Source organism: Bradyrhizobium semiaridum (assembly GCF_020329505.1).
In the GTDB taxonomy this organism is placed as follows: domain Bacteria; phylum Pseudomonadota; class Alphaproteobacteria; order Rhizobiales; family Xanthobacteraceae; genus Bradyrhizobium; species Bradyrhizobium semiaridum.
On the sequence record NZ_JAGKJJ010000014.1, the window covers coordinates 34,153 to 54,790 of the forward strand.

The following is a 20,638-nucleotide window of genomic DNA, read 5'->3' on the forward strand; positions in this document are numbered from 1 at the left end:
CTTCGCTCATGCGGGCCACGCTTTCGCTGTCCCTCTCACGACCGGTTCCGTTTCCAGCGGCTGATGCCGTCGTCCATCGCGCCGCGCACGATCCGGCAGAAATCCGCCATCTCCGCAAGACGCGCGCTCACGTCCCTGGACGCGGTGATCCTGGTCGCGGCATTGAACTGGTGGGCCATCGCATCGAGCCGACGGTTCTGCTGCTGGATCATGGATCTTTGACATATTCGGCATATTCCGAAGATGATCTGCTCAAGGCCGAGCTACCCGGCTATGTCGACTGTGCCGGGCGAACCCGTTACAGGCTGGTGCCGGGCATCTGGTGAGGATCATGCCGGCGCGAGGAATGCGCGAGCGCCCATCATTGCAGCGGAACGACCACTCCAACACGCCGCTGTCATCGCCCGGCGCGCGCAATCGCGCACATGGACCGGGCAATTCAGTACGCCGCGGCCTATCGGTTTCAGTAACGACTGTTTCTGGAACGCTGGATCGCCCGCTCCCGTCTGCGCCAAGGCTTTGACGAGGCTTGCGATCTCGGGCACGCCGGAGCTTTAGCGGGAAGCGGCAAGCCGGGCGAGGACACCGAGCAAGTTGAGCAAACCAACCGTGACGGGTCGGAGGCGCCGCGCATCGCCATGCGCGCGAGGACACGAACCGCCAAACTATTGTCGCCGAGACGTGCTGATGATGTCGACTTGCGCTTCACAAATCACTCTGCGCCCACAACAAGGAGACCGCGATGACCGACCTCGTCACATGTCTGTGGTTCGATCAGGGCCGCGCCCGCGAAGCGGCGGAGTTTTATGCGACGACCTTTCCCGACAGCCATGTCGATGCCGGCCATGTGTCGCCGATCCCGGGCATCGGGCAGGGCGATGAGCTGACGGTCGAGTTCACGGTGCTGGGGCGGCGTTTCGTCGGGCTGAATGGCGGATCGAACTACAGGCCGAACGAGGCGGTGAGCTTCATGGTGCTGACCGACAGTCAGGAGGAGACCGATCGTTACTGGAACGCGGTCACCGGCAATGGCGGCCAGGAAGCGCCGTGCGGCTGGTGCCGCGACCGCTGGGGCTTCGCCTGGCAGATCACGCCGCGGCGGCTGCTCGATCTGGTCAACGGCCCCGATCGCGCCGCCGGTCGGCGCGCGATGGAAGCGATGCTGACGATGACGAAGATCGACATCGCCGCGATCGAGCGGGCGGCCGCGGGATGAGGACGTCCAAGAGGCACCTATGACATTGCCGGCAAGGCGCGCGGCCTATCCCGCATGTCGCTGCGCTCATGCGGGCTGCGGAGCTAGCCTCGCGAGAGTTTCTCGAACCGCTTGATCAGCCGCTCGCGTTTCAGGCGTGACAGCCGCCTGATCCAGAACATACCGTCGAGCTGATCGATCTCGTGCTGGTGGCACACCGCGCGCAGGCCGTCGGAGTCCTCGGTCTGCATGTTGCCGTCGAGGTCCTGATAGCGGATGCGGACGCCCGCGTGGCGCTCGACGTCGTCGGTGACGCCCGGCATCGAGACGCTGCCTTCCTTGTGCATGATCATCTCGGGCGAGGTCCGGATGATCTCCGGATTGACATAGGTCCACGGTCCTTCGCCGGCGCCGAGGTCGAGCACCACGACGCGCAGGGCAACGCCGATATGCGGGGCGGTGATCCCGATGCCGGGGGCGGCGTGCATGGTCTCGAGCAGGTCCTGCGCCAGCTCGCGCAGCGCGTCGTCGAACACGGCCACGGCCTCCGCCGGGAGCGCAAGCCGCGGATCGGGATAGCGGACGATGGGGCGGATGGTCATCCCGGTGTCTTAGGCCAGCGCATCGCGCCCGACAACACGCCGATGCGGAAGCGGCGCGCGGCTCAGAGGCGCTTCTCGAAGAACAGATCGGGGTAGGGGTCGTCGTTGAAGCGCGGGATCTCGGTCCAGCCGCTCTTGCGGTAGAGTTGGCCGGCTTCCGCCAGCGCGCTGTTGGTGTCGAGCCGCAGCACCGCGATGCCAAGCTCGCGCGCAGCGCTCTCGGCAGCGTCGATCAGGCGGCGGCCGAGGCCGAGGCCGCGCGCGCTGGGTGCGACCCACAGCCGCTTGATCTCCGCCAATTCGCTGCCGCTGCCTTTCAGCCCGACACAGCCGACCGGCAGGCCGTCCGACATCGCCACGATGAAGCTGCCGCGCGGACGCACCATGTCCTTGGCGTCGGGGTCGCGCGACAGCTTGACGTCAAAACCCTGTTTGAAGCGCCGCGCCAGCTCGGCGTAATATTCGCCGAGGCAATAGCGCGCCTCGTCGCTCCGTGGGTCCATCTCGGTCAATGCGGTGCTCTCGCGCCCCAGCGCCGAGGCAATCATGTCCATCGCCGCCAGCAGGGCGTCGCGCTGCGCGTTGCGGGCGAGAAAATCCCTGGCCTGTTGGTTGGAGAGCGCCTCATAGGCGTTGAACTCGCGCCGGCCGGCCGCCGTCAGGCGGGCGATGCGGCGGCGCGCGTCGCCGCCATGCACCGTCGTTTCGATCAGCCCTTCGTCTTCCAGGGTCCGCAACAGACGGCTCATCAGGCCGGAATCGAGCCCGAGATAATCCCTGATGTCGCCGACATCGGCGCGGCCGTGCCCGATCGCATTCAGCACGCGCGCTGCGCCAAGCGGCCGGCCGCGGCCGAGGAACGAGGTGTCGAGCGCGCCGACGGCGGAGGTCACGGCACGGTTGAAGCGGCGGACGCGGGAAACAGGATCGAGCATATATCTGACTTTAGTCAGATATTGTCTGCTGGTCAAGCCAACAGCAGAGCCGCGGACGTTTCAGTCATGATTTTTTGCCGGATTGCTCCCGGGCCTGCGAAAATTGACTGGGTTGGTGCACGGCATGACAATGCCGCCCACAACAAGCATCGATATGGGGGAAACACTTCATGCGCAGCATCGCATTTGCTCTGGCGGCCGTTGTGGCGGCAACGCCGGCCGCCGCCGATTACCTGGTCAAGGAGGTCGGCAGCTTCCATATCGGCGGCCACACCGAGACGCTGAATGGACTGCCTTCGAAAGAGATCGTGTTCTCGCCTGGCGCGCCGCCGATCAAGGTCGATCCGAACGGCGAATTCGAGGTCGAGCAGATGTATGTGCAGTTCGTCAAGCAGGCGAATCCGAAGTCGAAGCTGCCGCTGCTGCTGTGGCACGGTGGCGGCCTCTCCGGCGTGACCTGGGAGACCAAGCCCGACGGCAAGCCGGGCTGGCAGCAATTCTTCCTCAACGCCGGCTACGACGTCTACGTCTCCGACGCGGTCGAGCGCGGCCGCGCCTCCTGGGCGCGCTATCCGGAAATCTTCAAGAGCGAGCCGTTCTTCCGGCCCAAGAAGGAGGCCTGGGAGCTGTTCCGGATCGGGCCTGCTTACGAGGTCGGCGGCAAACGCGAAGCGTTCGAGGGTGAGCAGTTTCCGATCGAGGCGTTCGACCAGTTCGCCAAGCAGGGCATCCCGCGTTGGGCGACCAATGATGCGGCGACGCAGAAAGCCTATGACGCGCTGGTGCAGAAGATCTGCCCGTGCATCGTCGTGGTGCACAGCCAGGGCGGCAATTTCGGCTTCACCGCCGCGCTCAATGCGCCCGACAAGGTGAAGGCGCTGATCGCGCTCGAGCCGTCGGGAGCGCCGGACCCGACCAAGGCCGACGCCGCCAGGCTGAAGGGCGTGCCGCATCTGATCGTGTGGGGCGATTTCCTCGACCGCGTTCCGGTGTGGGCGAAGCTCGCCGTCAACCCGACCAGATGGGGCCAGGCGATCGCGGCCGCCGGCGGCAAGGTCGATACGTTCGAACTGCCGAAGCTGGGGATCAAGGGCAACACCCACATGATGATGATGGACCGCAACTCGGACGACATCGCCAAACTCGTCAAGGACTGGATCGAGAAGCAGGGGCTGGAAAAGTAGCGGGCGTCAGTTTGCGAGGAAGGAGACAACTTCCTGCAGCAGCTCGTCACGTCCGCGCTCCGGTCGGTCGAGATGCACATAATGCGTCGCGCCCTTGAGCGTGACGACGCGCAGCGCAGCCGCGCGCACGGCGTCGTGCGCGAAGGCATCCGCATCCTCGGGCCGGCTCCAGAAATCGTGCTCGCAGCGGACCACCAGCGTCCGCGCCGTGATCGACGACGCGTCGAACAGGCGCCGTCCGCTCGCCTGATAAAAGCTGTCCTCGATCGCGCCCATCGGCGCGCGGAACGCCGGCGGATTGTGGCTGAACGACTGCGGATCGCTGTCGAGCGCAGCCTTCTGATAGGCGGCAACCAGCGCAGGATCGCGCCAGGTCGCCTTGTCCGCGATCGGGATCGACCGGTCCCAGCCGGGCAGCAGCGAGTTGGCATCGTTGCGGGCGTAGGCGCCGATGCCAGGGTTGATGCGGTCGGGATGCGCGGGATCGCTGTTGGGCGAGCCCGGCCCAAGCTGGGCATGCCGGTCCGAGCCGCCGTAGATCGCGTTGAGCGTCACCAGATCAGCGACGCGCTCGGGGTGTTGTGCGCTGTAATAGGCGGCCCACATGCCGCCGGTGGCCCAGCCGAGCAGCGCGACGCTCTCGCTGTCCGATCTTTGCCGCGCCGCTGCAACCACGGCCGCGATGTCGCGTGCGGCTTCATGGGCATGCACGACAGGACGGCTGGCATGTGCCGGCTGCTCCAGCTCCGGCGGGCGCTGCGAACAGCCGTAGCCCCTGATGTCCATCACGTAGACCGCCCGCCCGGTGCGCGCGACGAGGTCTGCGGCGAGCGAGCCATTGGGCACCGCGAGGTCGAAGCTGGCGATGCCAGGCACGCGCGCACCGTGGATCAGGATCAACGGCTGTTGTCGGGGACGGCCGCCAGGCGCGCGCAGCTCGCGCACGCATAGACGCATGCCATCGTCGGTCGTGACGTGAAAGTCGTGCCGCGAGACCACGGCTTCGGTGGCGTTCGCCGGCTCGCCAGCTCCGGGTGCCAGCGCCGCCAGCGTCAGGACGAAATGCTTCATGAGGTTTGCAACCGATCGCTGTCTGAACATTCCCGGAGTCTAGGAAGGCATCGGCTGTTGATCCAATACCGATTGCCTCAAGACGCGATACAGCCGCCGTATCGCTCCCCTGGCCCCGCTAGTCGGAAGCCGCGGCATCGCGCGAGGCGAGTAGTGCCGCCAGTGCTGGCGAGCTGTCATTGCGCCGCCAGGCCAGTGCGACCTCATAGGGCACAGGCGAGGCGCCGCCGTCGATTCCGCGGAACACGACGGACTCCCAACCGGCCGTTCTGAACAACGCCGGCACCAGCGCAACGCCAAGCCCGGCGGCGACGAGCCCGACGATGGTTTCCATCTGCACGGCACGCTGCGCGACCTGAGGCGCGAAGCCGGCGGCGGCACAGGCGCGAATCACCCGGTCGTGAAGCCCGGGCCCCTCACTGGCAGGAAACAGAATCCATGGCTCGCGCGCCAGCGCAGCCAGCGGCAAGGGCGCCTGCGGCTGCCGTGCCAAGTCGTGCCGGGCAGGCAGGGCTGCGACGAGCTCGCTGCGCAGCACGGTGCGCGTCGCGATGTGCTGCTCCGTGCCGGCGGGAAGCGGCAGCGCGACGATGCCGAGGTCGAGGCGATCGTCCAGCAGCGCTGCGGCCTGCCGCGCGGTCGGGGCCTCCATCAGCTCGAGCGCCACTTCGGGATGGGTCTCGCGAAAATTGGCGATCAGGTTCGGCACGATGTGGCGGACCGCGGTGGCGACAAAGCCGATCCGCAGCGAGCCGGTCAGCCCCGCGGCGGCGCGTTGCGTCAGCGCGACGGCTCGTTCCGCCTGCGCAATGGTGCGCCGGGCTTCGTCGCGCAGCACCTGGCCGGCTGCGGTGAGGCCGCTGATCCGGTTGGTGCGCTCGAACAGCCGCACGCCGAGTTGGTCCTCCATCTGGCGGATCGACGCGGTGAGCGGCGGCTGCGCCATGTTGAGGCGCTCGGCGGCCTGCCGGAAACTCATGGAGTCGGCGACGGCGAGGAATTGCTGAAGCTGGCGCAGGCTGAGCATCGCAGTCACATTGGCGGTGTCGCGACACAAGATCAATCGCCTTCGAGGCCGGTGCAGCGTATGCGCGCCGGACAATGTCCGCGTAGTGCCGCGGCGAAAGATCAGGCCGATCCCGCGGCGAAATACCCCAGGCCAACCAACTCCGCCTTACCGCGACAGCACCAGCATGTTGCCGGCGAGGATCGCGGCGGCACCGGCGAGCACAGGCCAGCCGAGGGCGAGGTGCTCGAACAGCGCGGACAGAACCAGGGCGATCAGCGGCACCACGGCCAGCGTGTAGGCGGCGCGGCCGGGACCGAGCCGGCGCACCAGCTCGAAATAGAGCATGAAGGTGACGCACGACGCGGCGACCGCGAGATAGACGAAGCTGAGCAGGTAGGCCAAAGACAGGTCGGCTGCGAAGTGCACGCCTGTTGCCACGGCCCACAGCGCGCTCGCCGCTGCGCCCGCAAGTGCGCCCCAGCCGAGCACGGCGACGACAGGCAGTCCGGCGCGCTGATTGCGTGCGCCAAGCGTGGTCCCCGCGCCGGTCGCGACCGCCGCGGCCAGCGCCCACGCGAAACCGGCCGGGGATGTGGCTCCCGGCGACGCGACGCGCGGCAGGACGATCACGGCGAGGCCCAGCACGCCGCAGACGGCGCCCCAGACAAAGCCCGACGAAATCGGGACGCCGAGCGCGGCACGCGCCATCAGCGCCGCGAACAGCGCCGACGTCGACAACACCAGCGCCGCTAGCCCGCTCGGCATCCGTGCGGTCGCTTCGTAGAAGGCGATGAAGGCGACGGCGAAGAACAGCACGCCCTGCAGTGCGACGGCCGGCACGTCGTTGCGGGGAATTGCCAAGGCTACGCCGCGCAGCCATCCGTAGCCGAGCAGAATGACGCCGGCGAGCGCCATGCGCAACGCCACCGACCACGGTGCGGCCGTGACGCCGGCCTGCATCGCGGTTGCCAGCGCGCCGCCGCCCCAGAGCAACGCGGTTAGCGCGAACAGCAGGGCCGTCATGATGAGCCGTCGTCCTCTAGCAGCGAACGCCAGCCGCCGGCACCGATGCGCGCACTTTCCGCTTCGAGCTTGCCGACGGCGGAGTCGAGCATTGCACGCTCGGCGTCAGCGAGGCGTGCGAGCAGGCGCGTCTCGATCGTGCGGCCGAGGGCGGCGATTCGGTTGAAGGCGGCCCGGCCGCTCCGCGTGATGCTCACGGCGGCATAGCGCCGGTCGATCCTGCCGGGACGCCGCACGGCAAAGCCGAGTTCGACGAGCTGGCCGATGCCGCGGCTCACCGCGAACGGATCGAGCGCGCAGGCGCGCCCGATCTCGGAGGCATTGGCGCCGTTGCGCTCGGCGATGACGGCGAGGATGCGCCAGCCCGCCTGGCTCAGTCCGAACGTCTCGCCGTAGAAATCTTCCAGCGGGCGCGCGATTTGCGCAGCGACCAGGAACAGGCGGTAAGGCAGCCAGGCGCTGAGCTTCAGATCGTCGTCGGGGACCGGAGCAGGCGGTCTCATGGCGCCGAGGCTCGCATGGATAATTGCAATATGCAAGCATATTGCAATTATGGTGCGCGGTGAGACCTCGAGGCGCGGCCATGGCGCGCAAATCCCGACACACTTGTCACTCCCACCGATCGGTCACTCTGCGCGAGGTTGGCGCATGACCAACGACGAACCGCGGACGGCAGGGGAACTGGGTTCCGGTGCCGGAGTTCGTCTCAATTCGGAAGATGGAGACCATCATGAACAAATCAGCCGAAAACAGTCAGGGCGCCATGCAGACCCCGCCCGTCGTGTCCCCCGCGGCGTGGGAGCAGGCGCGCCTGCAGATGCTGGTGAAGGAGAAGGCCCAGGTGCGGGCGCGTGACGCGCTCGCCGCCGAGCGGCGGCGGATGCCGTGGATGGCGGTCGAGAAGCCGTATGTGTTCGAAGGACCGAACGGCAAGGTCAGCCTGCGCGACCTGTTCGAGGGCCGCCGGCAACTGATCGTCTATCGCGCCTTCTTCGAGCCCGGCGTGTTCGGCTGGCCGGACCACGCCTGCCGCGGCTGCTCGCTCGGTGCCGACCAGGTCAGCCATCTGTCGCATCTCAACCAGCGCGACACCACGCTGGTCTATGCCTCGCGTGCGCCGCAGGCCGACATCGTCAGGCTCAAGGAACGGATGGGCTGGGAGATGCCCTGGTACACGATCACGGACAGCTTTGACGCCGATTTCGGCGTCGCCGAATGGCACGGCCACAACGTGTTCTTCCGCGACGGCGATCGGATCTTCCGCACCTATTTCGTCAACAGCCGCGGCGACGAGGCGTTCGGCACGGTGTGGAGCTATCTCGACATCACGCCGCTCGGCCGCCAGGAAGTCTGGGAGGATTCGCCGGCCGGCTATCCGCAGACGCCGCCGTACAAATGGTGGAACTGGCACGACAATTATGATGCCGAAGCCACGACGAATGCGAAATGGGACCAGGTCACCGATGCCGGCGTGAAGGCATTCCGCAAGGCCGCCGAGGAAGAGCGCAAGGCGACGTGAGAGAGATCACCTGAGAGATCTGCGTGAGGGAGGACGTGCGGCGTCCTCCCTCATCGTGCTTGTGATGAGAGTGCCTTCAGCGCCGACAATGTCTGCCGCAGCCCGCGATCGAGCCGCTTGTCGCGGCGGATCACGACAGCGAGCCGCCGATAGAGCTTTGGCGAGAGCGAGCGGACCACCAGGTCGCGCTGCTTCGGCTGTGCCGGAACGGCCATGCCCGGCAGCACGGCGCAGCCGAGGCCGGCGCGCACCATTTCCTTGATCGCTTCGACGCTGCCGAGCGACATCAGCGGCTTCAGCGACACGCCGCCGCGCGCCAGCCATTCGTCCGCGGTGCGGCGCGTATTGCCGCCGGGCTCGAACAGCAGCACCGGTTTGGTCGCCAGCACCGCCGGTGTGATCCGCGCGGGCAGCGGCAGGTCGCGCGGCGCGATCAGGACGAATTCGTCATCGAGCACCGGCGTGATCTCAAAGCTTCGTCCCGACACCGGCATCGTGACGAGAGCGATGTCGAGCGTGTTATCCTCGACCGCCTTGGCGATCTCGGCGGTGTTGCCCGTCGTGACCGTAATCTCGAGCGAGGGCAGCGCAGTGCGCAGCGCCTTCAGCACCGGCGGCAGCAGGAAGATGCAGGCGGTCGCGCCGGTGCCGAGCCGCACCCGGCCGGTTCCGCTGGTCTGTTGCGCGACGGCATCGACGGCCGATGTCACGGCCGCGTCGATCTGTTCGGCATGCGCGAGCAGCGCCGCGCCGGCCGCGGTCGGCCGCGCCTTGCGCCCGACCCGCTCGATCAGGGTCGCATTGAGGCTGCGCTCGAGCTGCCGCACCTGCAGGCTCACCGCGGGCTGCGAGAGCTGCAGCCGTTCGGCGGCGGCCGAGAAACTGCCCATCGCGATCACCGCCCGGAAGCTCTCGAGATAGCCCAGATTGAGGTTCTTCATCAAAGTATCTCTTATGCTCTGCATAAGCTGGCAAAGCTTCACTTATATATTGCGCGGCGGCATCCTTCGGCAACATCTCGGGCAATGCCGACGAAGGAGACAGGATGGCAGGCGCCACCGGCAAGGTCGTGATCCGCGACGCCGAAGACCACGACATGGCCGACGTGCAGCGCATCTATGCGCATCACGTGCTGAACGGGCTGGCGACGTTCGAGGAAGTGTCGCCGACGGTGGACGAGATGCTCCGCCGCCGCGACGCCGTGCTGACGGCGGGGCTGCCGTATCTCGTCGCCGATGTCGACGGTCTGGTCGGCGGCTACTGTTACGCGACATCGTACCGGCCGCGGCCGGCCTATCGCCACACCATTGAGGATTCGGTCTACGTGCTGGAAAGCATGCGTGGGCGGCGGATCGGCGTCGCGCTGCTCGGGGCGCTGATCGCGCGTGTCGAAGCGGGACCGTGGCGGCAGATGCTCGCCGTGATCGGCAACAGCGGCAACGCCGGATCGATCGCGCTGCACCGTCGCATGGGCTTTCAGCCGGCGGGGACGCTGAAATCGGTCGGCTTCAAGCTTGGGCAATGGGTCGATACCGTGCTGATGCAGCGGCCGCTCGGGCCGGGTGACACCGCGCCGCCGGCGCAGAATGCGCCATCGTGGTGATCGCGCATCGTGTCGTTGCCGCCCTCGGGCTTGCACAATTGATCTCGTGGGGCGCGACCTACTATCTGATCGGCGGGTTTGGCGAGCAGATCGGCGCGGACCTCGGCTGGAGCCGCGACATCGTCTATGGCGGTTTTGCCGTTGCGCTGCTGGTGATGGGCGTGACGTCGCCGCTCGCCGGCAAATGGGTCGATCGCCGCGGCGGCCGCGCGGTCATGGTGGTCGGCGCGCTGGTCAATGCAACCGGCTGCGCCGGCCTCGCCATCGCGCATCACGTCGGATCGTATTACGCGGCGTGGATCGTGCTCGGCGTCGGCATGCGGCTGACGCTGTATGATGCCGCGTTCGCGGCGCTGGCGCGGATCGGCGGGCCGCAGGCGCGCCGCGCGATGTCCGGGATCACGCTGCTCGGCGGCCTGGCCGCCACTGTGTTCTGGCCGCTCGGTCACATCCTGTCGGAGCATCTCGGCTGGCGCATCTCGCTACTGGCCTATGCCGGCTTCGCGCTTCTGACGATCCCGCTTCATCTCATGATTCCGAACACGCGGTTTGCCGGGCTCGCAAGCAGCGGCGAGCCGGCGCCGCGGCAGCCCCGCGCTGTGACGCGGCGGCAGCTCGCGGCTGCCGGAGCGCTCTATGCCGTCATCATGACGGGCGCCAACTTCCTCAACGCCGGCATGTCCGCGCATATGATCGCGGTGCTCTCCGGCCTTGGGCTCACCGTCACGGTTGCGGTATGGATCGCGACGCTGCGCGGCATCGGCCAATCCGCCGCGCGGCTCTGCGAGATCCTGTTCGGCAGGCGGCTCGATCCGGTCGTGCTGAATCTCGCAGCCTGTCTGATCATGCCGCTTTCCTTCATCGCCGGGCTGTTCAGCGGCGCATCGACGGAAATGGCGATCGCCTTCGCGCTGCTGTACGGCGCCTGCAACGGCATTTTGACCATCACGCGGGGAACGTTGCCGCTAATCCTGTTCGACCACCGCAGCTATGGCACTCTGGCCGGCCGGCTGATCGTCCCGAGCTTCATCCTGCCTGCGGCGGCGCCGCTGATCTATGCCATTGTCATCGACCGCGTGGGCAATGCCGCTGCGCTGTATCTGTCGGCGGGCCTTGCCACGATCACGTTGCTTGCAGCCACGATGTTGTACCTGTTGTTTCCGGCGTCGCGATAGCTGCGCGTTCAGCCTGCCGCTGGTTCGCGCGGCAGCCACAACGACAGCCAACCGCCGAGCGCCAGCAGCGCCACATTGCAGCCGAGCGCGATGGTGAAGGCATGCGCATAGTCGTCTGCGCCAGGCCGTGGTCCGAGCAGGCTGTAGAAGACGCCGCCGATGATCGCGACGCCGAGTGCGGCGCCGATCTGGAAGGTCGAGATCATCATCCCGGATGCGAGCCCGGCGTGTCGCGGATCGATGTTGCCGATCACGGCCTTGATCACCGACGGCATCACGATGCCGAACCCGATGCCGCCGCAGAGCAGGCCAGCATCGAGACCGCGCGGCAGTGCGCCGCCGACCGCCAGCATCACCGCCCCGAAGCCGACCACCTGAAACGCAAAGCCCAAGGTCAGCGCGCGGACGCCGAGCCGCTGCATGACGTAGGACGACGCCAGCGAGGCGAGAAAGAACCCGGTGGCGAAGGGCAGGGTGGCGAGCCCGGCGGCGAGCGGCGACTGATGCAGTCCGCTTTGCAGGTAGACCGCGAAGGTCAGGTAGAACGACGACAGCATGTAGAAGGCCAGCGCCATCACCAGCCCGATCATGAAGTCGCTGTTGCGCAGCAGGTCGAGTGCAACCAGCGGATCGCCGCCGCGGGCCGACAGGCGTGCTTCAAACCGGACGAAAGCGGACAACATCAGCGGCGCGGCCAGCAGCATCGCGACGATCCAGGCGGGCCATCCGGATTCGCGGCCCTCGATCAGCGGATAGACCAGCAGACCGAGCGTGAGTGACAGCAGGACGACGCCGCCGAGATCGAGCCGCTGTGCTTTGACGGCGCGGGAATCGGTCAGGAACACGAGGCCGCCGATGAAGGCGAGGAGGCCGATCGGCACGTTGATCAGGAAGATCGCTTGCCAGGCCAATCCGAATGGATGCGCCGAGACCAGCACGCCGCCGAGCACCTGGCCGCAGATGTTGGCGAGGCCGAAGGTCGCGCCATAGAAGCCAAGCGCGCGGCCCTGTTCGGCGGCCGGAAACAGCACGCGGATCGAGGCCAGCACCTGCGGCGCCATCACGGTTGCGGCGAGCCCCTGCAGGATGCGTCCGGCGACGAGCATTGTGGGCGACCAGGCGATGCCGCACAGCACGGAGGCAATGGTGAAGCCGGCGACGCCGGTCAGAAACATCCGCCGTCGCCCGAACAGATCGCCCAGCCGGCCGCCCGTGATCAGGAACACGGCATAGGTCGCGGCATAGGCCGAGATCACGAACTGCACCTCGCTCGCGCTGGCACCGAGATTGTCACGGATGGCCGGCAAGGCAAGGTTGACGACGTTGAAGTCGAGGATCGGCAGGAAAGCGCCGGTGAGCAGCACGGGCAGGGCGAGCCACCTGCGCGGATCGGCGGCCGCGTCACCGGCCTCGTGGATGTGTGCCGTCTCGGCAGTTTCACTGGTCACTCGCCAAATCCTCTCGTTGGCGCCTCGCTGAGGCGCAGCCGGTCGCCGGGATCGTCGGGTGGAAATTGGCCTGTCCATTTGTGATAAGGTATTATCGAGATGTGCCAATCGAGTTTGCAAGAATGCAAAGTGCCCTGGACTGGAACGACCTTCGTCTTGTGCTTGCGATCGCCCGGGAGGAGAGCCTGTCCGGCGCGGCGCGCCGGTTGGGCGTCACGCATTCGACGGTGTTCCGCCGCCTCGGTGCGATCGAGGCCGCGATCGGAACGCGCCTGTTCGAGCGCTTTCGCGATGGCTATTCGCCGACGCCGGCCGGCGAGATGGCGGCGATATCGGCGGCCCGTCTCGAGGACGAGGTGCTTGCGCTGGAGCGGAAGCTGTCGGGGCAGGACTTGCGGCCGTCAGGCGTGGTGCGGATCACGACGACGGACACGCTCGGCGTGGTTCTGATGCGGCATCTGCCGGCGATGCGCGCCGCGCATCCTGAGATTCAGCCAGAGATCGTGATCTCGAACACGATGGCGAATCTCACCCGCCGCGAGGCGGAGATCGCCATCCGTCCAACGCCGGCGCCGTCTGAACTGCTGATCGGGCGGCGCATCGCGGAGATCGCCCACGCGGTCTATGGATCGCGTTCCTATCTGGCCCGGCGCGACCGCAAGGAGCTGACCGCACATGACTGGATCGGGCTCGATGACGCGCTGGCCGGGACCGTGATCGCCGGCTGGATGCGCGCGAACCTGCATGCGGCGCGCATCGCCTGCCGCGTCGACGCGCTTCCCGCGCTGCGCGATGCCGCGGCCGCAGGCCTCGGACTTGCGCTGCTGCCTTGCTATGTCGGCGACCTAGTCCCCCAGTTGCGCCGTCTGACGCCGAAGGCGCTGGCCGAGCCGCGATCGGCGTTGTGGCTGTTGACCCATGACGATCTCAAGCGCACCGCGCGCATCCGCGCCACGCTCGACTTTCTCGCCAGGGCGTTGGCGTCGGAGCGCGCGCTGTTCGAGGGAAAGCGCGCCGCCGCACGATAGCAGGCGTGACGCGTCGCTCAGGAACCGAGAGCCGCGGCGACGGGCTTGGAGTCCGCGGCGCTGTCCGCAGTCGGCGGCAGGCGGAAATGCTCGCGAAAGGCGGCGACGAGGGTTTTCAGGATCGCGCGGGACTTTGCATCCGACAGCGCCGACAGCAGCACGATCTCGGACGGCGGAAGGGCGGGCAGGCCGAACCGCCGGCTGACCTCGACGGTACCCGCAGGCACCAGCCGGCGGGAGAATACCGAGGTCGCAAGGCCCGCGGCGACAGCATCGGCGACGGCAAAGGACGCGCAGCCGAGGAAGACTTCCGTCCAGGCGATCCCCGCCGCCGCGAGCGCGCGCGTGGCGACGTTGAGCACGCCGCAGGATGGCGAGGACGCCGCCAGCCGCAGCGGCTCAGCGGGGCGGTAGGCAAAATCCGGCGTGGCGTACCATCCGTAGTGATCGGTCGCCAGTACCGCGCCGTCGCGCCGGTCGTCCTCGCGGCGGATGATTGCGGCATCGATGTCGCCGCGGTCATAGGCTTGGAGCAGATCGCGGGAGTCCTCCAGTCGGACCTCGATGGTGAGCAATGGGTCGTAGGCGTGCAGCCGCGCCAGCAGGGTCGGAAGCTCGGCGCCGCCGACATGGGTGGCGATACCGAGCGTGAAGCGGTGGCGGGCTTTCGACAGTCCTGCGACGGCGCGGTCATGCGCGGCGAGCAGTTCGCGCGCGGGCGCGAGAAACTCGGCGCCCTGTGCGGAGAGGCGGACCAGCCGCGGTGTTCGCTCGAGCAGCCGGTGGCCGATCTGGTTCTCCAGGCGCTTCAGCTTCACGCTGACCGCGCCCTGAGTACTGCCGAGTGCTTCAGCAGCGCGCGTAAAACTCTTGAGGTCGGCGATGGTCACGAAGGCTTTCACGGCGTCGACGTCGAGGGTCATGTCATTGATCCGGATTTGTTGTCTCTGAAATATCTAGTCATCCAATTCACCAATGCTCAAGCCGCGACTAGCTTCTGTCGTGAAGCGCTGCGGCCACCCGATTTCCGGCAACGCGGCTCAATACATCGTGAGTCGTCCGGCCCAACGCTGCTGCCAGCACCTTGGCAGCAGCGTGCGGTATGCCGTCGGCTCGCAACAGCAAAGGCCGAACCATGTCCACTGAACTGAGCCGTCGCGGTGCCGTCGTACTGTCCGCCGTCTGTCTTGCCTGCCTGATGTTCGGACTCGAGATTTCCAGCATCCCCGCGATCCTGCCGACGCTGGAGCGTGTGTTGCACGCCGATTTCAAGCAGCTGCAGTGGATCATGAATGCCTACACGATCGCGGTCACCACCGTGTTGATGGCGGTCGGCGCGGTGGCGGATCGCTACGGGCGCAAGCGCGTCTTCCTTGTTGCGATCGCAGCGTTCGGCCTCACATCGCTGGTCTGCGGCGTCGCCCGCAATGTCGAGATGCTGATCGTTGCCCGGTTTCTGCAGGGCTTGAGCGGCGGCGCGCTGCTGATCTGCCAGATTGCCGTGCTGTCGCATGAATTCCAGGGCGGCAAGGTGCGTGCCGCCGCCTGGGGCTGGTGGGGCGTGATCTTCGGCATCGGTCTCGGCTTCGGGCCGATCATCGGTGGCGCCGTCGTTGCGACGCTGAGTTGGGAATGGGTATTCCTCGTCCATGTGCTGTTCGCGGCCGTGGCGTTCGTGCTTGCGCTCGGCGGCGTGCACGAATCCAGGGATCCGAAGGCGAGCTCACTCGACGTCGCAGGCATCGTCACGATGTCTCTGGCCGTGTTCTGCCTCGCCTTCTACATCACGCAGGGACCGGATCTCGGCTTCGCCAGCGTGAGGGGACTTGCGATCCTCGGCGCCTCCGCCGCGAGCTTCGTCGCTTTCCTGGTTGCCGAGAAGGTCAGCCGGCGCCCGATGTTCGACTTCTCGGTGTTCAGGATTCCGGCCTTCTCCGGCTCGATCGTCGGTTCGTCGGCGATGAACCTCAGCTACTGGCCGTTCATGATCTATCTGCCGATCTGGTTTCAGTCCGGCCTCGGCTATGACAGTGTATCGGCCGGCCTTGCGCTGCTCGCCTACACGCTGCCGACGCTGGTGATGCCGCCGTTCGCCGAACGCCTGTCGCTGCGCTATCAGCCGGGCCTGATCATTCCGGCGGGGCTGTTCACCATCGGCGCCGGATTCATCCTGATGAAGATCGGCAGCGCTGCCGCGCTTGCCGATTGGACCACGATGCTTCCGGGCTGCCTGATCGCCGGGATCGGCCTCGGCATCACCAACACGCCGGTGACCAACACGACCACAGGCTCCGTCTCCAGCGACCGCGCCGGCATGGCCTCCGGCATCGACATGAGCGCGCGCATGGTCTCGCTGGCACTCAACATCGCGCTGATGGGGTTTATTCTGGCCAGCGGCGTGCTGGCCCATCTGAAGGCGGTGCTGCCGGGACTGGACGGCGCGCAACTGCGCCTGACGGCCGAGCGGATCGCGGCAGGCGAGGCGCTCTCGGCGCCAGAGCTGACAGGGTCCGTCGTTCACCAGGCGCTGGCGAGCGGCTTTGGCTGGGTGATGCTTTACGGCGGCATCGGCGTGTGGATCATGGCCGCACTCAGCTTTGCCATTTTCAACGCGCGGCCATCGCGTCAAACGGTGCAGTGCACGAAGTGAAACAGATCCCATGCCGCCCGCCCGATCCGGCAGCCGGGGCAGGTCGGGATCACCTCACCAGCGTCAGCAGCGGCTTGCCCTTCTCGACGATATAGGTGGCAAGCTCGCTGGCGGTGACGTCGCCGACGTTCTTCGCGGCGTGCACGGTACCGGCCGGAATGAACAGCACGTCGCCCGCCTTCAGCGTCACCGGCGGCTTGCCCGCAACGTCGTATTCGAACGTGCCGGCGAGCACGTAGATGATCTCCTCGCCCGGATGCGTGTGCCGGCCGAACGCTTTGCCCGGCGCGATGTCGACCCGCACCTGGGCGGCTTCACGTCCGCCCGCGCTGAGATCATGGCGTTGCAGGTCGGTTCGCGTGATGCCGGCGGGCTGTTCCGCCTGCGCGCTGGGAATGGTCAGGAAACTTGCGGCGAGCACGGCGGCCCTTGCGAGGACGCGCGTCGTCGTGATCAGCTTGCCGGTCATCTCGAACTCCTGAAGTGGTGCGACCGCGGACCGGTCCGGTGTGCCGCCGGTCCGCGTTGGTTGATGAGGTGCCTGGTTTGCATGTCGATGCTCACGTCTGCTTAGACGAGCGTGGTCGTGACCTCGATGTTGCCGTGGACCGCCTTGGAGTAGGGGCAGATGCCGTGCGCGGCCTCGATCAGCTCCTGGGCCACTGCGCGCTCGACACCGGGGATGTGGACGTTGAGGCGCGCGCTCAGGAAGAAGGCGCCGCCGGCCTGGTTGAGATTGATCTCGGCGTCGACCTCGGGCTCGCTGGGCAGCTTGACCTCGCGCTGGGCGGCGGCGAGCCCGATCGCGCCGATGTAGCAGGCCGACCAGGCGGCGCCGAACAGGTTTTCGGCGGCCGGATGCGGCTGCGGCAGCTTGATGTCGAGGAAGCCGTCGCGCGAGCGCGCGGCGCCGTCGCGGCCGGCGGTGGTGTGGGTCTTTCCGGTGAAGAGAACTTTTGCAGTGGCGGTCATGGCGAACTCCTTTGGAAGTTAAATCGTATCCGATCAAATCGGATGCGGGTGAAATAGATTGCCTGACCGTCGGTGTCAAGCACTTCCGATTTAATCGGATACGATTTATATTCATCCGACTTCACAAGTTCCGGAGGCGCGCATGACCCGTTCCCCGAAGGTTGAGGCCAAGGCCGAAACCAAGGACCGAAAACTCTCGAATTTCCTGTGCTTTGCGGTCTATTCCGCCAACCTGGCGTTCGGCCGCGCCTACAAGCCGATCCTCGACAAGGTCGGGCTGACCTATACCCAGTACATCGCGCTGATCGCGCTGTCGGAGGCGGACGAGCTGACCGTCAGCACGCTCGGCGAACGGCTGTTCCTGGAATCCAACACGCTGACCCCCATCCTCAAGAAGCTGGAACTATCCGGCTATGTTCGCCGCGCCCGCGATCCCGCCGACGAGCGGCAGGTGCGGGTGAGCCTGACGGCTGAGGGCCGGCGTCTGCTCGACGAGGACATCACGGTGTCCCTCAGGGACGCCACCGGGCTGGGTGACGAGTTTCCCGTCGTGCAGCAGAGCGTCGCCCGGCTGCGCGACAATCTGCTGCGCAACACCCAGGGCGAACCGAACAAGGCGTGATCGGACGAGGCTGCGGCGCCGGACATCGGGCGCGGTGCTTGCCGCTGCCGCTGGACGGAGGCAGGCTGTGCCGGTTCAATTCCGATCCGAGGAAGGCCCATGCCACGCGTGTCCATCAAAACCAAGAACGACCTGCCGTCCGAGCTCCAGCCGCTGTGGGACAAGATGACGACCTACGGCGCGTTCGAGAACCAGGCCGGCGTGATGGCGCAGCGGCCGCCGATCTTCAAGCACATGTGGTCGCTGCTGGTCGATCTCGCCGACGAGGCGATGCTTTCGAAGCGGCATCTCGAACTGGCGCTGGTGACGGTGTCGCTGCTCAACAAATGCGACTATTGCGTCGCGCACCACGCGCCGAAGCTCGCGGTGCAGGGCGTCTCCGAGGAAGGCGTCGAAAGGCTGCTCGATTACAAGGATCATCCGGAGCTCGACGCGGTCGACAGGCTCGTGGTCGAGTATTCGATCGCCGTCACCAGCAACTGGAACAAGACCCGCGACGAGATCTTTGCCCGCCTGCGCGAGCATTTTTCGGAAGCGCAGGTCGTCGAGCTGACCTGGCGGATCGCGCTGTGCGGCGCCTTCAACCGCTTCAATGATATCCTGCAACTCGACGTCGAGCAGGGCATCCCGCATCGCGAGGCGGCCGAGTAACGGCGTGATCAGGCCGCGACGCCGTCGAGCGTTGCCAGCACGAAGTCGGCACGCTGGAGCGGCGAGGTCTTCGGCAAGCAGATCACGTCGTAGCCAAGGGTCGGAAGCGTCCCCATGAGACGCCGATATTCAGCGGTCGCCGCCTCAAACCCATGCCGCCGCTCCGGATCGGTGACGTAGATCTCCGGCCACGGCGGCGCGATGAACACGCGCCGGTGATAGCGGTGCACTGCGCCCAGTGGATGTAGGAGCGGCTCGCCTGTCAGCGCCTCCAGCGCCGAAGCGGCGTCGATCAGGCCGCGATCGAAGAACACCCAGCCGGAATGCGCTTCCGCTGATTTCATGTCGTCCAGCGCAACGCCGATCGCACGGCGCAGGAACGCCACCGGGTCGACCCACGGTAGGGCGCTGCCGCCGGCTGCCATCTCGTCCGCGACGATGCGCCGGCCGGGCTCTTCGGCAACGGGATGGCCACGTGCGCGCAGTTCAGCGAGCAGCGTCGACTTGCCGCCGCCGGAGCAGCCGGAGATCAGGACGAAGCGGTTTTGCAACGGGATTATCCTTTTCGTGGAGGCTTGCATGACGGTGAACGAGGTGCGGAAGCTCGCAAAAAAGTGAGCGGAAACCAAGATCCACTGTCGGTTCCGCTCCGTCCCGCTCGTCTTCTACCCAGAACGAACTGAATGGGAGTTCCGGAATGGGCAATTCTAGATATCGCTGGGTGATCGTCGCGGCCGGCGGCCTGCTCGGCTGCGTCGCGATCGGCGGCATGTTTTCGCTGCCGGTGTTCTTGCAGCCGATGGCGAAGGAGACCGGCTGGTCGGTGACCGGCATCTCCAGCGCGATGACGATCGGCTTCCTTGCGATGGCCTTCACCAGCATGATCTGGGGCACGCTGTCCGACCGCTACGGGCCGCTGCCGGTGGTGCTGACGGGATCGGTGGTGCTGGCGGCGAGCCTTGCGCTGGCCAGTCGGGCGCCCTCGCTGCTGGCGTTTCAGGTCACGTTCGGCGTGCTGGTCGGCGCCGCCACCGCCGCGATCTTCGCCCCGATGATGGCCTGCGTCACCGGCTGGTTCGACACCCATCGCAGTCTTGCCGTCTCGCTGGTGTCGGCCGGCATGGGCATGGCGCCAATGACGATGTCGCCGTTCGCCGCCTGGCTGATCTCCGGCCATGACTGGCGCACCTCGATGCTGATCGTGTCCGGCGTCGTCGCCGCGATCATGATCCCGGTGTCGCTCCTGGTGCGCCGTCCGCCCGCGCTCGCGAACGAGCAGGCCGCCGCGGCCTCCGCAAGCGGAGAGCCGGCGATGACGCTCGCGCAGGCGCTGCGCTCGCCGCAATTCATCATCCTGATCGCGACCAATTTCTTCTGCTGCGCCACGCATTCGGGCCCGATCATCCACACCGTCAGCTACGCCATCACCTGCGGCATCCCGATGATCGCGGCAGTGACGATCTACAGTGTCGAGGGGCTTGCCGGCATGGGCGGCCGTATCGCCTTCGGCCTGCTCGGCGACCGCTTTGGCGCCAAGCGCGTGCTGGTGCTCGGCCTGCTGGCGCAGGCGTTCGGCGCGCTCGGCTACGTCTTCGTGCGCGAACTTGCCGCATTCTACGCGGTCGCGGCGGTGTTCGGCTTCATCTATGCCGGGACGATGCCGCTGTATTCCGTCCTGGTGCGCGAGAATTTTCCGCTGCGGATGATGGGGACCGTGATCGGCGGCACCGCAATGGCCGGCAGCCTCGGCATGGCGACCGGCCCGCTCGCCGGCGGCCTGATCTACGACGCCTTCGCCAGCTACACGTGGCTCTATGTCGGCTCTTGGGCCGTCGGCATCGGCGCGTTCCTGATCATGATGACATTCCGGCCGATACCGGCGGCGCGGCCCACCGCCGTGCCCGCGCCGGCGTAGGGAGATGGGAGCATGGCGGGACCGCGGTTGCGGTCT

General features: G+C 66.9%; 23 protein-coding genes. 10 read left to right on the top strand and 13 right to left on the bottom strand.

Annotated features, from left to right (window positions below; translation table 11 throughout):
* Positions 1-35: 35 nt before the first annotated feature.
* Positions 36-212, bottom strand: a complete 177-nt coding sequence (locus J6500_RS17545) for a hypothetical protein (protein ID WP_225713940.1) — start codon at positions 210-212, stop codon at positions 36-38.
* Positions 213-742: 530 nt separating this feature from the next.
* Here J6500_RS17545 and J6500_RS17550 point away from each other — a divergent pair.
* On the top strand, positions 743-1,216 hold the full coding sequence (locus J6500_RS17550; protein ID WP_225713941.1) for a VOC family protein: 474 nt from the start codon (positions 743-745) through the stop codon (positions 1,214-1,216).
* A gap of 83 nt (positions 1,217-1,299) precedes the next feature.
* On the opposite strand, the gene J6500_RS17555 is transcribed toward J6500_RS17550, so the two are convergent.
* Positions 1,300-1,797 (bottom strand): peptide deformylase, encoded by a 498-nt coding sequence (locus tag J6500_RS17555; RefSeq protein ID WP_225713942.1) that lies wholly within the window; start codon positions 1,795-1,797, stop codon positions 1,300-1,302.
* 62 nt (positions 1,798-1,859) lie between these two features.
* Complete coding sequence (locus tag J6500_RS17560; RefSeq protein WP_225713943.1) at positions 1,860-2,732, bottom strand: bifunctional helix-turn-helix transcriptional regulator/GNAT family N-acetyltransferase; 873 nt, start codon at positions 2,730-2,732, stop codon at positions 1,860-1,862.
* Between the two features lie 170 nt (positions 2,733-2,902).
* On the opposite strand from J6500_RS17560, the gene J6500_RS17565 reads away from it, so the two are divergent.
* Entirely contained in the window at positions 2,903-3,916 is a 1,014-nt protein-coding gene (locus J6500_RS17565) for an alpha/beta hydrolase (protein ID WP_225713944.1), read from the top strand.
* Between the two features lie 6 nt (positions 3,917-3,922).
* On the opposite strand, the gene J6500_RS17570 is transcribed toward J6500_RS17565, so the two are convergent.
* The 4 genes from J6500_RS17570 to J6500_RS17585 all read right to left on the bottom strand — a co-directional run bounded on the left by J6500_RS17570 (position 3,923) and on the right by J6500_RS17585 (position 7,522).
* Positions 3,923-4,987 (bottom strand): alpha/beta fold hydrolase, encoded by a 1,065-nt coding sequence (locus J6500_RS17570; RefSeq protein ID WP_225713945.1) that lies wholly within the window; start codon positions 4,985-4,987, stop codon positions 3,923-3,925.
* 118 nt (positions 4,988-5,105) lie between these two features.
* Positions 5,106-6,044 carry a LysR family transcriptional regulator gene (locus J6500_RS17575; protein WP_225713946.1) on the bottom strand — a complete coding sequence of 313 codons (939 nt, stop codon included), beginning with the start codon at positions 6,042-6,044 and terminating at the stop codon, positions 5,106-5,108.
* Positions 6,045-6,161: 117 nt separating this feature from the next.
* Positions 6,162-7,019 (bottom strand): DMT family transporter, encoded by an 858-nt coding sequence (locus J6500_RS17580; protein WP_225713947.1) that lies wholly within the window; start codon positions 7,017-7,019, stop codon positions 6,162-6,164.
* Complete coding sequence (locus J6500_RS17585; protein WP_225713948.1) at positions 7,016-7,522, bottom strand: MarR family winged helix-turn-helix transcriptional regulator; 507 nt, start codon at positions 7,520-7,522, stop codon at positions 7,016-7,018. Before J6500_RS17585 ends, J6500_RS17580 begins: the two co-directional genes overlap by 4 nt.
* Positions 7,523-7,749: 227 nt before the next feature.
* Here J6500_RS17585 and J6500_RS17590 point away from each other — a divergent pair, with 227 nt between their 5' ends.
* A complete protein-coding gene (locus J6500_RS17590) occupies positions 7,750-8,538 on the top strand; it encodes a DUF899 domain-containing protein (protein ID WP_225713949.1) in 789 nt (262 codons plus the stop codon).
* Positions 8,539-8,588: 50 nt separating this feature from the next.
* On the opposite strand, the gene J6500_RS17595 is transcribed toward J6500_RS17590, so the two are convergent.
* The gene (locus tag J6500_RS17595; protein ID WP_225713950.1) at positions 8,589-9,479 is read right to left on the bottom strand and encodes a LysR family transcriptional regulator; all 891 of its coding nucleotides are present in this window, start codon (positions 9,477-9,479) and stop codon (positions 8,589-8,591) included.
* Positions 9,480-9,583: 104 nt separating this feature from the next.
* On the opposite strand from J6500_RS17595, the gene J6500_RS17600 reads away from it, so the two are divergent.
* Positions 9,584-10,141 (top strand): GNAT family N-acetyltransferase, encoded by a 558-nt coding sequence (locus J6500_RS17600; protein WP_225713951.1) that lies wholly within the window; start codon positions 9,584-9,586, stop codon positions 10,139-10,141.
* Positions 10,135-11,316 carry an MFS transporter gene (locus tag J6500_RS17605; protein ID WP_225713952.1) on the top strand — a complete coding sequence of 394 codons (1,182 nt, stop codon included), beginning with the start codon at positions 10,135-10,137 and terminating at the stop codon, positions 11,314-11,316. Before J6500_RS17600 ends, J6500_RS17605 begins: the two co-directional genes overlap by 7 nt.
* Positions 11,317-11,324: 8 nt before the next feature.
* On the opposite strand, the gene J6500_RS17610 is transcribed toward J6500_RS17605, so the two are convergent.
* Entirely contained in the window at positions 11,325-12,764 is a 1,440-nt protein-coding gene (locus tag J6500_RS17610; RefSeq protein WP_225713953.1) for an MFS transporter, read from the bottom strand.
* 122 nt (positions 12,765-12,886) lie between these two features.
* Between J6500_RS17610 and J6500_RS17615 the strand changes: the two genes are divergently transcribed.
* On the top strand, positions 12,887-13,792 hold the full coding sequence (locus tag J6500_RS17615) for a LysR family transcriptional regulator (protein ID WP_225713954.1): 906 nt from the start codon (positions 12,887-12,889) through the stop codon (positions 13,790-13,792).
* 17 nt (positions 13,793-13,809) lie between these two features.
* Here the strand turns inward: J6500_RS17615 and J6500_RS17620 are convergent, their stop codons facing one another.
* Complete coding sequence (locus J6500_RS17620; protein WP_225713955.1) at positions 13,810-14,715, bottom strand: LysR family transcriptional regulator; 906 nt, start codon at positions 14,713-14,715, stop codon at positions 13,810-13,812.
* 212 nt (positions 14,716-14,927) lie between these two features.
* Here J6500_RS17620 and J6500_RS17625 point away from each other — a divergent pair, with 212 nt between their 5' ends.
* Positions 14,928-16,442: an MFS transporter gene (locus tag J6500_RS17625; RefSeq protein ID WP_225713956.1), complete on the top strand. Its 1,515-nt coding sequence runs from the start codon at positions 14,928-14,930 to the stop codon at positions 16,440-16,442.
* 49 nt (positions 16,443-16,491) lie between these two features.
* On the opposite strand, the gene J6500_RS17630 is transcribed toward J6500_RS17625, so the two are convergent.
* On the bottom strand, positions 16,492-16,911 hold the full coding sequence (locus J6500_RS17630; protein WP_225713957.1) for a cupin domain-containing protein: 420 nt from the start codon (positions 16,909-16,911) through the stop codon (positions 16,492-16,494).
* Between the two features lie 101 nt (positions 16,912-17,012).
* Positions 17,013-17,414 (bottom strand): Ohr family peroxiredoxin, encoded by a 402-nt coding sequence (locus tag J6500_RS17635; RefSeq protein ID WP_225713958.1) that lies wholly within the window; start codon positions 17,412-17,414, stop codon positions 17,013-17,015.
* 142 nt (positions 17,415-17,556) lie between these two features.
* On the opposite strand from J6500_RS17635, the gene J6500_RS17640 reads away from it, so the two are divergent.
* A complete protein-coding gene (locus J6500_RS17640; protein ID WP_225713959.1) occupies positions 17,557-18,036 on the top strand; it encodes a MarR family winged helix-turn-helix transcriptional regulator in 480 nt (159 codons plus the stop codon).
* A 99-nt stretch (positions 18,037-18,135) separates the two neighbouring features.
* Positions 18,136-18,687, top strand: a complete 552-nt coding sequence (locus J6500_RS17645) for a carboxymuconolactone decarboxylase family protein (RefSeq protein WP_225713960.1) — start codon at positions 18,136-18,138, stop codon at positions 18,685-18,687.
* Between the two features lie 8 nt (positions 18,688-18,695).
* Here J6500_RS17645 and J6500_RS17650 read toward each other — a convergent pair whose 3' ends face one another.
* Positions 18,696-19,268, bottom strand: a complete 573-nt coding sequence (locus tag J6500_RS17650) for an AAA family ATPase (RefSeq protein ID WP_225713961.1) — start codon at positions 19,266-19,268, stop codon at positions 18,696-18,698.
* Between the two features lie 116 nt (positions 19,269-19,384).
* Between J6500_RS17650 and J6500_RS17655 the strand changes: the two genes are divergently transcribed.
* Positions 19,385-20,602: an MFS transporter gene (locus J6500_RS17655; RefSeq protein WP_225713962.1), complete on the top strand. Its 1,218-nt coding sequence runs from the start codon at positions 19,385-19,387 to the stop codon at positions 20,600-20,602.
* Positions 20,603-20,638: the final 36 nt, after the last annotated feature.